Annotated in this window: 9 protein-coding genes; 2 read left to right on the plus strand and 7 right to left on the minus strand. The window is 67.1% G+C overall.

The annotated features are described in order from the left end of the window. Positions 1–62 precede the first annotated feature (62 nt). From BM066_RS08200 to BM066_RS08230, 7 genes are all read right to left on the minus strand, one after another. On the minus strand, positions 63–2,741 hold the full coding sequence (locus tag BM066_RS08200; protein WP_089926151.1) for a TonB-dependent receptor: 2,679 nt from the start codon (positions 2,739–2,741) through the stop codon (positions 63–65). Positions 2,742–3,245: 504 nt separating this feature from the next. Next, entirely contained in the window at positions 3,246–4,745 is a 1,500-nt protein-coding gene (locus tag BM066_RS08205) for a CoA-acylating methylmalonate-semialdehyde dehydrogenase (protein ID WP_089926155.1), read from the minus strand. A 39-nt stretch (positions 4,746–4,784) separates the two neighbouring features. Next, a complete protein-coding gene (gene iolB, locus BM066_RS08210) occupies positions 4,785–5,588 on the minus strand; it encodes a 5-deoxy-glucuronate isomerase (protein ID WP_177218405.1) in 804 nt (267 codons plus the stop codon). Next, positions 5,585–6,484, minus strand: coding sequence for a myo-inosose-2 dehydratase (gene iolE, locus BM066_RS08215; protein WP_029669142.1), 900 nt, complete (start codon positions 6,482–6,484; stop codon positions 5,585–5,587). The genes iolB and iolE overlap by 4 nt, the downstream gene beginning before the upstream one ends. A 6-nt stretch (positions 6,485–6,490) precedes the next feature. Further along, a complete protein-coding gene (gene iolD, locus BM066_RS08220; protein WP_089926161.1) occupies positions 6,491–8,335 on the minus strand; it encodes a 3D-(3,5/4)-trihydroxycyclohexane-1,2-dione acylhydrolase (decyclizing) in 1,845 nt (614 codons plus the stop codon). Between the two features lies 1 nt (position 8,336). Then, positions 8,337–10,265 carry a bifunctional 5-dehydro-2-deoxygluconokinase/5-dehydro-2-deoxyphosphogluconate aldolase gene (gene iolC, locus BM066_RS08225; RefSeq protein WP_089926164.1) on the minus strand — a complete coding sequence of 643 codons (1,929 nt, stop codon included), beginning with the start codon at positions 10,263–10,265 and terminating at the stop codon, positions 8,337–8,339. Between the two features lie 114 nt (positions 10,266–10,379). Continuing rightward, positions 10,380–11,252, minus strand: coding sequence for a MurR/RpiR family transcriptional regulator (locus BM066_RS08230; RefSeq protein ID WP_029669129.1), 873 nt, complete (start codon positions 11,250–11,252; stop codon positions 10,380–10,382). A 290-nt stretch (positions 11,253–11,542) separates the two neighbouring features. Between BM066_RS08230 and iolG the strand changes: the two genes are divergently transcribed. Beyond that, on the plus strand, positions 11,543–12,529 hold the full coding sequence (gene iolG / locus BM066_RS08235; RefSeq protein WP_029669130.1) for an inositol 2-dehydrogenase: 987 nt from the start codon (positions 11,543–11,545) through the stop codon (positions 12,527–12,529). 178 nt (positions 12,530–12,707) lie between these two features. Then, positions 12,708–13,691, plus strand: a complete 984-nt coding sequence (locus BM066_RS08240) for a sugar ABC transporter substrate-binding protein (RefSeq protein ID WP_089926167.1) — start codon at positions 12,708–12,710, stop codon at positions 13,689–13,691.

Raw genomic sequence — 13,691 nt, forward strand, 5'->3', positions numbered from 1 at the left:
GAATCCGGCGGCGACCAGTCGTTTCGCCGAGGATTCGGCGTCTAGGGGAGAGCTTCGAAACGCTACATCTTGTACTGGAAGGACAGGTAGTAGCTGGGACCGGTGGACGAGCTCATCTGCCAGCGGCTCTTGTCGATCAGGTAGGCCTTCTCCTCGGCGTTGTTGAGATTCATCGCCGCGAACGAGAAGCTCAGATGATCGTTGAGGTTATAGCCGAGGTTCAGGTCGAACTGGGTGCGCGAGGCGACCGTGTGACCCAGCGGGCCGGCGAAGAAGCTCTCCACCGATGTCTGGTCGTAGGCGCTGCGGTAGTTGGCCGACAGGCGGGCGCTGAAGATCTGGTTCTCCCAATAGACCGTGCCGTTGGCCGTATGCTCCGACAGGTTGGCCAGCTTGAAGCCGGTCGTCGAGGTCGCCGGGCTGACATGGGTGTAGTTGGCGATGAAGCCGAAGCCCTCGATCGGCAGCCAGGCGTCCAGCGATTGTTGCCAGTTCAGTTCGTAGCCCTTGATCGTGACTTCGCGGGCGTCGTTCAGGGGCTGGGTGATCGAGTAGGTGTCGCCGGCGCCGGAGACGCAGACGCCGCTGGAGTCCTTGGACAGGCTGACGCCTTCGTAGGCGGCCGGGCAGACCAGCGAGGTATAGGTGCCGTTCTTGACCTTCTTGCTGAAGAAGCCCGCGCTCAGTCCGTTGCCCTCGCCGTAGTACCACTCCAGCCCGACATCGATCTGGTTGGCGGTCAGCGGGTTGAGCGAGCCCTGGCCCAGGGCCACGGTGGTGACCTTGTGGCCGGTGCTGTCGGTCGTGGTGCTGACCGTCGTGGCCAGTTGGTTGCTGGAGTCGATGATCGGACGGACCAGCACCTTGGCGGCGGCGAAGCGCAGCAGCAGATTGTCGGTGAGGTCGACGCTGAAATTGGCCGAAGGCAGGATGTTGTCGTAGGACTTGGGCGTCGAATAGGTTCCGGCGACCAGCTTGACCTCGGTGTTCTTGGGGTTGGCGGCGCCGGCGACATAGCCATGGACCGTCTGGTCGGTGCTTTCTCGGCGGACGCCGACATTGCCGCGGAACGGCAGCGAGAAGAGCTCGCCCTTCAGGTTGGCCATCGCGTAGAATGAAGTCAGGTCGCGCTTGACGTTGTAGCTGCCCTGCGGGTCGAAGGCCTCGTAGACCGTGTAGCCCTCTTTGGCCAAGGCGTCGCGATAGGCCTGGATGTTCGGCGAGATCCAGGCGCCCGGAATGGTCATGTCGCCATCCAGGAAGTTCGACACGGCGACGCCGGTGGTCGCCAGGCTGGGCGCGAACGCCGTCGGCACGTTGGTGTCCTGACGGTCGAAGCGGTTGACGTGCCGTTTGAGCACTTCCTTGCGGTACTTGCCGCCGACGGCGATCGATTCCAGGACGCCGTAGTCGATATAGCGTTTCACATCCAGTTGGGCGGCGTCCTCGTAGGAGTCGATCGTGCGGTAGGCGCCTGTCGGATAGTTGTTCCGGAACAGATTGGCCGGCGCGTACTGCGTTGCATCGGTCAGGGCGTTCGACGTCGCGAAGACGATGTTCTTGGGATCGCTGATGTCCAGCGTCGCCGACGGAACGACCACGCCGAGGATCGCCGCCTCCTCGTTGAAGATCGCGTGGCCGCGCGAATAGTGCGCGACGCCCTTGAAGTCCCAGTTCTCCAGGCCGGTCCAATGGAAGTCGGTGGTGAAGGCGCCGGTCGACTGCGGCCGGGTCTCGAACTGGTGGTTGTTCTCCAAGCGGAAGTTGTTGATCTGCACCTTGGTGGAGGTGTTGTTCGCCGACGCCAGCGTCACCACGTTCGAGGCCGAAGGACTGGTGAACAGGAACACCTGCTGATGCAGGTCCTGGGTGGTCTTGTCCTTGGCGTAGGTGGCGATCATGTCGATCTGCAGGGTGTCGATCGGCTTGAACTGGATGGCGCCGTTGACCATGCTGCGCTTGGTGTCGCGGTCGATGCGACGGAAACGCAGGCGGCCGGGCGTATAGACGCCGCTGTTGACGATCCAGCGGTCCATCCACATGTAGTCGCCGCGGTCCTTCAGCGCCTGGTAGCCCGCGCCCAGGAACACCCCCAGCTTGCCGTCGAGGAAGTGGTCGACATAGGTCGCGCCGACCTTGCCGGTCGGGTCACCATCGGCCAGGTTCTGCTTCTGCAGCTTGCCGGCCAGGATCAGTTGACGGCCCTTGACGTCGAACGGATGCACGGTGTCGATGTTGACCGTGCCGGCTAGGCCGCCGGCGTCCATGTCGGCGGTCGGCGACTTGATCACCTGGATGGCCGAGGCCAGTTCGGTCTGGATCACGTCGTAGCGGAAGCCGTCGGTGAAGTTGGCGCTCTTGAACGACTGACCGTTGATCGTCGTCATCGCGTACTGCGGGCCCAGGCCGCGGATGCTGATCGTCGAGCCGCGGCCGTTGATGTTGGAGATCTGCACGCCTGGAATGCGCTGGATCGCTTCGGCGATGTTTTCCGACGGAAACTTGCCGATGTCCTCGGACGAGATGCCGTCCGAGACCCGGATGTCCTTGCGCTTGGTGTCCAGGGCGGTCGCCAGGCTCTTGCGGAAGGCGGTGACCACCACTTCGTCAATGGCGTCGGCGGGAGCCGCTGGAGCCGTCTGAGCCGAAGCGACGCCGGCCAGGCAAGCGCCTGCCAGCAAGGTGAGCACGAACGCTTTGCGCCTGTTGGCGGATGCGAAGGGCGCGAACTTGGAACGCATTATCAATTATCCCCCTCAAGTCGGTGGCGCGATGAATCGCGCCGCCTTGACGCCGCGTTTCGCGGCCATTTCGAGCAGACCATTTAGAGACCTATATGGACTGCTCCCAAGGCATCGTAGGGTGGGGTCCTGGGAGGATCAAAGCGCGCAACCCCTTATGCCGCTTGGAATTTGGCGGTGATGGAAACATGGGCGCTGGTTCGATTGGTCATATGTTTCGCCAGAAAGCACCTTAAAAGAAATTGCGAAACAATTCAGCCACATAAAATCAAATGACCATGCTTCATCCCAAAGATCAATAATACCAATTTAATGCCTCTTTTACGACCTTTCCGCGCCGCCCGGGGCAGCTCCACAAACAGGCGATAGCGCCGCCTCCGGCCAAGGCCTTCCGCTCGCTCCAAACCGGCGCGCCAGCCCCCGGATGGCCTCGACTCGATCCGCCCCTCGGCGTGACCAACGCCGGCTTGGGATCAAGGGACCGAAAATCCGACGGTCGGTCCGTCACCGCATGGTCGGGATCACGAAGCTCTGGTCCAACACCGCCCCGCCCTTGGGCCAGCGTTGGGTCACGGTCTTGGTCCGCGTGTAGAAGCGCACGCCATCCAGGCCGTACTGGTTCAGGTCGCCGAAGCCCGAGCGCTTCCAGCCGCCGAAGCTGTGATAGGCGACCGGCACCGGAATCGGGACGTTGATTCCGACCATGCCGACCTCGACCTGGTCGGCGAACTCGCGAGCGGCGTCGCCGTTGCGGGTGAAGATCGCCACGCCGTTGCCGTACTGGTGGCGCGAGGCCAGGCCGATCCCGTCCTCCAGGCTCTGGGCGCGGACCATCTGCAGCACTGGTCCGAAGATCTCGTCGTGGTAGGAGCGACTGGTCGGCTTGACGTGGTCGAACAGGGTCGGACCGACGAAGAAGCCGTCCTCGTGGCCTTGCAGGGAGAAGCCGCGGCCGTCGACGACCAGTTCGGCGCCTTCATCGACGCCCATCTGGATGTAGCTCTCGATCCGCGCCTTGTGGGCGGCGCTGACCACCGGGCCGTAGTGGGCGTCGTGGTCGGTGCTGACGCCGACGCGAAGCCCGCTGATCGCCGCGACCAGCTTCTCGCGCAAGGCGATGGCGGTCTTCTCGCCGACCGGCACCACCACCGGCAGGGCCATACAGCGCTCGCCGGCCGAGCCGTAGGCCGCGCCGATGATGTCGGCGGCCGTCTGGTCTAGATCGGCGTCGGGCAGGACGATCCCGTGGTTCTTGGCGCCGCCCATGGCCTGGACGCGCTTACCGGCCGCTCCCGCGCGCTGGAACACCGACTGGGCGATGTCCGAGCTGCCGACGAAGCTGACGGCCCTGATGTCCGGATGGTCGAGGATGGCCTCGACGCAGTCCTTGTCGCCGTGGACGACATTGAGGATCCCCGGCGGCAAGCCGGCCTCCATCATCAGCTCAGCCAAGCGCACCGGCACGGACGGATCGCGCTCGGATGGCTTGAGGATGAAGGCGTTGCCGCAGGCGATGGCCGGGCCGAACATCCACATCGGGATCATGGCCGGGAAGTTGAACGGGGTGATCCCCGCCACGACGCCCAGGGCCTGGCGCATCGAATAGACGTCAATGCCGGGGCCCGCGCCTTGCGTGTATTCGCCCTTCAACAGGTGCGGAATTCCGCAGGCGAACTCGATGACTTCCAGACCGCGCTGAATGTCGCCCTTGGAATCGGCGATGACCTTGCCGTGTTCGGACGACAGCAACTGCGCCAGTTCGTCCATGTGGATTTCCAGCAGGCGCTTGAACTCGAACATCACCCGCGCGCGGCGCTGGGGATTGGTCGCCGCCCAGGCCGGCTGAGCGGCCTTGGCGCTGGCGATGGCGGCATCCAGTTCCGAGGCCGAGGCCAGGGCCACCTTGGCCTGCACCTTGCCGGTGTTGGGATCGAAGACGTCCCCGAAACGGCCGGACGCCCCCTCGACGGCGCGGCCGCCAACGAAGTGGGGGATGCTGCGCATGACGCGCTCCTTCTGGCTAATCGATGGACCGGATCAGGCCTACCGCATGATCCAGTCGTGGGCCGGGTCGTTGCGGAAGATCCACTTCCGGTGCGGCCCGGCCATGACGTTGAGATAGTAGAGGTCGTAGCCGTGCGGCGCGCCGACCGGATGGTAGCCGCGCGGCACCATCACCACGTCGCCGTCCTGCACGCAGATCGTCTCGTCCAGGCTGCGGTCGTCGGTGTAGACGCGCTGGAAGGCGAAGCCCTGCGACGGGTTCAGGCGGTGATAGTAGGTCTCCTCCAGCGCCGTCTCCTCGCCCTCCGCCGCGGTGTCGTGCTTGTGCGGCGGATAGCTGGACCAATGGCCGCCCGGGGTGATCACCTCGACCACCAGCAGGCCGTCGGCCGGCGCCGTTTCGGGCAGGATGTTGCGGACGAGCCGCGTGTTCGTCCCCTTGCCCCGCGTCTCGCGCGGCATGTCGCCCTCCGCGATCAGACGGGCCTGGCCTCCCGGCTTGCCGGGGGCCGTGCAGAGCGCCAGCTCGACGTCGGTGACGGCGGTCACCACGAACGGTGTGGCGGCCGGGACATAGACCGCGCCCGGAGCCTTGTCCTCGAACACGCTGGCGCGGCCGCCGATCCGGCCGAACGAGACGCTCCCGGCGCCGACTTCGGCGGCCCCGCTCAGAATGACGACGCAGGTCTCGCGGGCCGGATCGACGCCATTGAAGGTTTCGCCGGCCGCCAGCTTGACGACCTTGAACCCGACATGGGTCCACCCAGCGCTCTCGGGCGTGACCTCCAGGATCGAACCGTCGGCGTCGGGGGCATGGGGGCGGACGAGCAGCTTGCTCATCACGCCGCCCTCAGGCCCGCGGCGGCGGCTTCCTTCTTCAGCGTCGCCAGGCCGACCTCGCCGTACTGGCGCGGGTTGGCGATGGCCGGGTCCTGCTCGGCCTCGACGATGATCCAGCCGGAATAGCCGATCTCGGCCAGGGCCCGCATGACGGCGGCGTAGTCCAAAGAGCCGTCGCCCGGCACGGTGAACATGCCGGCCAGCACGCCCTGCAGAAAGCTGCCGCCATCCTGCGTGATCACCTTCCGGAAGACCTCGCCGCGGATGTCCTTGCAATGCACGTGGGCGACGCGCTCGGGATGGCTGCGGATCACCGAGACCGGGTCCAGGCCGCCCAGGGCCGCGTGGCCGGTGTCGATGGTCAGGCCGACCGACGGGCCGGTATTGGCCAGGAAAGCCTCCAGGTCCTCGGGTCGCTCGACCACGGTGCCGAGGTGGTGGTGGTAGGCGAACTTCAGGCCCTGGGCGGCGGTGTAGTCGGCCACCTTCGTCAGGCGCGCACCGAATTCCTTCCAGCCCTCGGCGTCGAGACGAGGGGTGGCCGACAGCGCCTTGGACTTGTCGCCGTGGATGGCGTTGCTGGTCTCGGCGTGGACGAAGACGGAGCAGCCCATGGCCTTCAGCAGGTTGAGGTGGGGTTGTAGGGCCGCGATCTCGTCGTCGGCCGACTGGACCAGCAGGTTGCCGCTGTACCAGCCGCCCACCAGGTCGAGGCCGTAGCGGTCCAGCAGCGGCTTCAGCACCGCCGGGTCGCGCGGGAACACCCCGCCCAACTCGACGCCCTCGAAACCGATCGCCTGGCAGTCGGCCAGCACGCTCTCCAGCGGGGTGTCGCCGCCCAGTTCGGGCATGTCGTCATTGATCCAGGCGATGGGGCTCACGCCGAAACGGATGGTCATGGGCGTCTAGTCTCCCGTACGCTGCTGCTTGATCTTGTCTTCGTAGTCGGCGCGAGCGGCGTTCACCCCCGGACGCGTCGAGACCTCCGGCACCGCCACGTCCCACCAGGCGCCGCCCTCGGTGGTCGGCATCGGGTCGGTGTCGATGACCACGACATAGGTCCGGTCGCTAGCCTTGGCCCGCTGCAGGGCGGCCTCGAGCTCGACGATCCCGCCCACCTTCTCCGACCGCGCGCCCAGGCTTCTGGCGTGGGCGGCGAAGTCGATGTCCGGCAGGGTCTGATGGACCGTGTCGGCCAGAAGATTGTTGAACGCCGCCCCGCCGGTCGCCGCTTGCAGGCGGTTGATGCAGCCGAAGCCCCTGTTGTCGAGAACGGTGACGATCAGCTTGGTCCCCAGCATCACCGAGGTGGCCAGTTCGGAATTGAGCATCAAGTAGCTGCCGTCGCCGACCATCACGTGGACCTCGCGGTCCGGCGCGGCCATCTTCACGCCCACGGCGCCGGCGATCTCGTAGCCCATGCACGAGAAGCCGTATTCGACGTGGTAGCCGCCGGGTCGACGGGTGCGCCACAGCTTGTGCAGCTCGCCCGGCAGGCCGCCGGCGGCGCAGACCACCACGCTGTCGTCGGACGCGGCCCGCCACACCGCGCCCAGCACCTGGGCGTCGGTCGGCAGCGGGCGCGCATCGGCCTTAGTCGCATCGTCGAAGATGGCGTTCCAGCCGGCGACGCCGCCTGTGGCCCTGGCCGTCCAAGCGGCGGGCGCGCGCCAGCCGTCCAGCGCCCCGGCCAAGGCCTCGACCACAGCCAGGGCGTCGCCGATCACGCTGGTCGCGCCGTGCTTGTGGGCGTCGTACGGAGCGACATTGACCTGGACCAACTTGCGTTCCGGCGCGCCGAACAGGGCGCGCGAGCCGGTGGTGAAATCTTGCAGGCGCGTACCGACACCGATCACCAGATCGGCTTCCTCGGCCGCCGCCACGGCCGCCGTCGTGCCGGTGACGCCGATCGCGCCCAGGTTCATCGGGTGATCCCAGACGAGGCTCCCCTTCCCGCCCTGTGTCTCGACCACCGGCAGGCCGGCGTCGGCGGCCAGCGCGGCCAGCGCGGGCTCGGCGCCGGCATAGAGCACCCCGCCGCCGGCCACGACCAGCGGACGCCTGGCGGCCTTGATCAGCGAGACCAGGTCGGCCAGCTCGCGCGGATCGGGGCGTGGCGCGCGGATGCGCCAGACCTTCCGAGCGAAGAAGCCTTCCGGATAGTCGAACGCCTCGGCCTGGACGTCCTGGCAGAAGGCCAGGGTCGCGGGACCGCAGGTCGCGGGGTCCAGCATGGTCGCCAGGGCGCGCGGCAGGGCGTCGAGGATCTGTTCGGGCCGCGTGATGCGGTCGAAATAACGCGAGACGGGCTTGAAGCAGTCGTTGGCGCTGATCGTCCCGTCGCCGAAATCCTCGATCTGCTGCAGCACCGGATCGGGCCGGCGGCTGGCGTAGACGTCGCCCGGCAAGAACAGCACCGGCAGGCGGTTGACGTGGGCCAGGGCGGCGGCGGTGACCATGTTGGTCGCGCCGGGGCCGATCGAAGTGGTGCAGACCATGGCCCGCCGGCGCCGCGACTGCTTGGCGAAGGCGATGGCGGCGTGGGCCATGCCCTGTTCGTTGTGAGCCCGCCAGGTCGGCATCACGTCACGAACGCCGTGCAGCGCCTCGCCCAGGCCGGCGACATTGCCATGGCCGAAGATCGCCCAGACCCCGGCGAAATAGGGGACCTCCCCCTCCCCGGTCTCGACATATTGCGCCGAGAGCCAGCGGACGGTCGCCTGGGCGGCGGTGAGACGAACGACAGCCATGCTACGCGGCCTTCTCCGCGGCGCCGCGTAGGCGCCTCCAGGCGTCGACCAGCACCTTGAACTTGCCGACCAGGGCGGCGACCGCCGCCTCGTCGTCAATCCGGTTCGCCAGCCACTCGCGGGCGACATCGTAGAAGATGGTCCGTCCGACGGCGAAGCCCTTGACGATCGGGAACGGCGCGACGACCTCGAACGACTCCAGAAGCTCGGCCTCCGGCGCCGACAGGCCCAGCAGCACCACGCCGCGGCATAAAGGATCGTTCTCGGTTATGGCGATCTCGATCTCGCGCCAGGCGGCGGCGTCGGTCAGCGGCTCCAGCTTCCACCAGTCCGGGCGGACGCCCAGGGCGTAGAGCCGGCGAATGGCGCGGGCCACGGTTCCGCTGTCGCTCTCCAAGCCGGCAGGCAAGATCAGCTCCAGCAGCAGTTCGTGGCGCGTCTTCCGGCAGGCGTCGAACAGGCGCAGCAGCTGGCGCTCCTGGCGCTCGCGCAGCTCGATCTCGTCGTCGGGATGATAGAAGACCAGACACTTGACCACCTGGCCCGTCGGCCACTCGGTCAGCTCGGTGGCGACGTCGGCCGAACTCTCGAACTCCAGCGGACGCGACTTGGGCAGCTCGATCGGGCGGGCGATCCAGTAGTCGTGGTCGGCGGCCTGCGCCAGGGCGTCGAAGCCGAAGCGGCCGTCCAGCAGCAGGCCGAAGCGCGCCTCGTCGCGACCGGCCGCCTGCTGCACCGCGCGCAGGGCCAGGGTCTTGAAGTGCGGAATCCGCCCAGGATCGCCGCCGGTCTCGGCGATGAGGTCCAGGAATTGGCTGCGATGGTCGACGGCCAGGACGGTCAGGTCGTCGTAGACGCGCTCCCGGGTCGTGGCCCAGTGGATGTGCTCCAGCTCGGCGTCCTCGCGCAGTCGGAACGGACGTTCCCGTTCGCCGAGGAAGGCCTCCAGCTCCACCCACGTCGGCATGGCCGGCGTGCAGCCGTGGCGCGAGACGACGATCGCCCCGCAGGCGTTGCCCCATTCGCAGCAGGTCTCGACGCGCTCGTGACGCAGCCAGCCGCGCAGGAAGCCGGCCATGAAGGCGTCGCCCGCCCCCAGTACGTTGAAGACCTCGACCTTGAAGCCCCGGGCGCTGACGCCCTGGTCCAAGCTGTCGGGGATCGCGTCCGGGAAGGCCACGCAGCCGTCGGGACCGCGCTTGCAGACCAGCAGGGCGCCGCTGCGCTGACGGATCGCCCGCAAGGCCGCGAGGGTGTCGGTCGAGCCGCCCAGGATGTGGATCTCCTCCTCGGTGCCGACGATCAGGTCGCAGAGAGTCAGGACCTCCTGCAGCTTCGCGGTGACCTGTTGGTTGGCGACGAAACGGTTCTCGCCGGCGTCCTTGCCGGTCAGGCCCCACAGCACCGGACGATAGTCGATGTCGAAGGCCACGCGGCCGCCGGCCTTCTTCACCGCGCGGGCGGCCTTCAGGCTGGTCTCGTAGACGTTCGGCTGCGACAGGTGGGTGCCGTTGATCAGCACCGCCCCCGCCTGGGCGAACCAGGCCTCGTCGACGTCCGACGGCTGCAGCGCCATGTCGGCGCAGTTCTCGCGATAGAAGATCAGCGGGAAGTTCACCCGGTCGCGGATGCCCAGGATCACCAGGGCCGTCAGGCGGTCGGGGTCGGACAGCACGCCGGCCACGTCGACGCCCTCGCGGGCCAGCTGTTCGCGGATGAAGCGGCCCATGTGGTCGGCCCCGACGCGGGTCAGCAGGCCTGTCTTCAGGCCCAGGCGCGCGCCGCCAGCGGCGGTGTTGGTCGGACTGCCGCCCAGATATTTGGCGAAGGAGGCCATGTCCTCCAGGCGGCCGCCCACCTGCTGGCCATAGAGGTCGACGCTGGAGCGGCCCACGGCGATCAGATCAAGGGTCTTGGAGTCCTGCGCCATACGGGTTCCACGTCACTCTATGGCCGGCTGCCAACCGACGATGTGAAACGCATATTCCAACATCAGAGCGCTCGCAATATCCATTTCATTCCTGCCCGAAGCGGAACAGATGGTTCAGCCGTCGTGGTCCTTGGCCTTCTTTCGGCTGGCCGTGAAGGCGAAGCCGATCACCAGGGCCTGGGCCAGACAGATCGAGGCGGCCAGCGAGCGGAAGGTCCTCACCTCCGACTCGCGCACGTGCAAAACCAGGCTGGCCGACTTGGCGATCGGGCTGACCAGGCTGTCGCTGATCGACAGGATCTTGGCCCCGCGCTGCCCGGCCATCTCGACAGCCTGGACGGTCTCTTCCGCATAGGGATGATAGCTGACCGCGACCAGCAGGTCCCTGGGACCGATGGTCTGGACCTGCTGCTTGGTCAGGCCGGCCACGCCGTCGATGAACAGCGTGCGCTTGTTCAGTTGCTGCAGCGAGTAGGCCAGGTACGAGGCGACCGGGAACGAGCGGCGGAAACCGACCACATAGACCGTCTCGGCCTTGTCGATCAGCGCTACCGCCTTGGCCATGTCGGCCTCGCTGACCGTCTGGTTGAGGTTCTGCAGAGCCAGGGTGTTACCTTCGACGAACTCGGACAGCACGTCGGCCCCGCCCTCGGGCTTCCTGGCGACCGCCTCGTTGAAGTGGCGCACGCGCTCGCCGTAACCCAGGCCGGCGTGACCCGACAGCAGGCCGTCACGGAACAGCCGCTGCATCTGGCTGGCGCCCGGATAGCCGAAGGTCTTGGCGAACCGGACGATGGCCGAGGGCTGCACCCCGCAACGCTCGGAAATCACCGCCAGGGTCTCCAGCGCCATTTCGTTGGGCTCGTCCAGCACGTAGCGCGCGATCTGCTGCAGCCGCTTGCTGAGCGAGTCGTAGCGATCGAGGATCGCCGTCCTCAACTCATCGGCGCTGGCCGGCGCGTTCGCCGCCATGGTCTCTTCGGTCATCTGAGCCCCGGTACAGTTGGTCCAATTTTAGAATATCCGTTCCGCACGCAAACACCAAGCCTGGCTCGCGACCCAAAATTCTACTTTATTTGTAGAGGGAATTTCCGTTCCAAGATACAGGAGGTCGAAATCCCGGCCGCATCATGAGCCGGACGAGGGAGCGGAGATGATCGAGGCGGCGCGACGAACGGTGATCGAGCGGGATCGTCCCGCCCTTGCCGTCGTGGGCCGCGAAGGCCGCGCTTCGCCCCCCTCCCCGCGCCCGCTTCCATGAGACTATGAAGGTTCCCATGCACGACATCGCCATTCTGGGCGCGGGCCGCATCGGCCGCATCCACGCCAGGAACGTCGCCGGCCAGCCGGGCCTGCGGCTGAAATACGTGGTCGATCCGATCGCCGCGGCCGCCGACGGCCTGGCCGCCGAGACCGGCGCGACCGTCGCCGACCTCGAGACTGTCCTGAACGATCCGTCGGTGGCCGGCGTCATCGTCGCCAGCTCGACCGACACCCATCTCGACTACAGCCTGAAGGCCGTCGCGGCCGGCAAGGCGGTCTTCTGCGAAAAGCCGATCGACCAGGACCTGACCCGCGCCCGCTCGGCCGCCAGCGAACTGGGCGGCCACGGCGTGAAGCTGTTCCTGGGCTTCAACCGCCGCTTCGACCCCAACTTCCAGGGCCTGAAGGCGCGCCTGTCCGCCGGCGTGGTCGGCGCCCTGGAGACTGTGCACATCACCAGCCACGACCCGGCCCCGCCGCCGGTCGCTTACGTCAAGGTGTCGGGCGGCCTGTTCAAGGACATGGCCATCCACGACTTCGACATGGCCCGCTGGCTGCTGGACGAGCCGGTCACCGAGGTCTTTGCCGCCGCCAGCTGCCTGGTCGATCCGGCGATCGGCGAGGCCGGCGACGTCGACACGGCCAAGATCCTGCTGCGCACCGCCTCGGGCAAGCTCTGCGTCATCAGCAACAGCCGCCGCAGCGGCTATGGCTATGACCAGCGCATCGAGGCGTTCGGATCCAAGGGCCTGGTTCGCGCCGAGAACGTCATGGAAAGCACCGTCTCGGTCTGGGGCGAGGCCGGCGCGGCCAGCGACGCGTTTCAGAACTTCTTCCTCGACCGCTACGCCGAAGCCTATCGCCGCGAGATGGCCCATTTCGCGCAGATCATTCGCGGCGAGGCCCTTCCCTCGGTCGGCTATGTCGACGGAGTCGAGGCCCTGGCCCTGGCCGAGGCGGCCGGACACTCGGCCAGGATGGGCCAGGTCGTGAAGCTGTAGCGGCGCGAAGAGAACGGCGCCTCTGGGAGAAGAGACGCCGTGGCTCCGCCGCTACGGCAAAAATGAAACACGACTTCTCCGATGTTATTGACATGGAATTTACATTCCATTCTTGTGTCAAAGAAAAACCGGGCGATGCTTCTCGCCCCATAATCGTGTCATTAGAGCGAGAAACGCCATGAACCGCACCCCGACATCGCGCCGGCGCGTCCTGGGCCTGGCGGCCGGACTGGGGTTGGCGACGGCGGCGGGCGGCCTGCTCGGCGGCTGCGCGCGCGGCGGCCGGAACGCTTCCGAGGTCGTGGTCAGCTTCAACGACCTCTCCCAGCCCTTCTTCGTGGCCATGCGCCGCGAACTCGAGGACGAAGCCGCCAAGCTGGGCGTCAAGGTCCAGGTGATGGACGCCCAGAACAACTCCGCCAAGCAGATCGCCGACCTCGAGGCCGCCGCGGTGCAGGGCGCCAAGGTGGTGATCGTCGCCCCGACCGACTCCAAGGCCCTGGCCACCGCGGCCGACGAGTTGGCCGAACAGGGCGTGGCGGTGATTTCGGTCGACCGCAACATCGCCGGCGCCAAGACGCCCGTGCCGCATGTGGGCGCCGACAACGTCGCCGGCGGCCGCGCCATGGCCGACTGGGTGGTCAAGGCCTATCCGAACGGCGCGCGCGTCGTGGTGATCACCAACGACCCGGGCAGCTCCAGCTCGATCGAGCGGGTCAAGGGCGTGCACGAAGGCCTCGCGGCCGGCGGCCCGGCGTTCAGGATCGTCGCCGAGCAGACCGCCAACTCCAAGCGCGACCAGGCCCTGACCGTCACCCAGAACGTGTTGACCTCGATGCACGACACCCCGCCCGACGCAATCCTGTGCCTGAACGACGACATGGCCATGGGCGCCCTGGAGGCGGTGCGCGCCGCCGGCTTTACGCCCGACAAGATCAAGGTGCTGGGCTTCGACGCCATCCCCGAGGCCCTGGCCCGGATCAAGGCCGGCGAGATGGTCGCCTCGGTCGAACAGAACCCCGGCAAGCAGATCCGCACCGCGCTGCGCCAGGCCGTGGACAAGATCAAGACCGGCGCGGCGCCCAAGAGCGTCAGCCTGACTCCGGTGCTGATCACCCGCGCCAACCTGGCCGAGGCCTCGCGCATCTCGGAAATGAAGTAG

It is taken from the genome of Caulobacter sp. UNC279MFTsu5.1 (assembly GCF_900114015.1).
Lineage (GTDB): Bacteria > Pseudomonadota > Alphaproteobacteria > Caulobacterales > Caulobacteraceae > Caulobacter.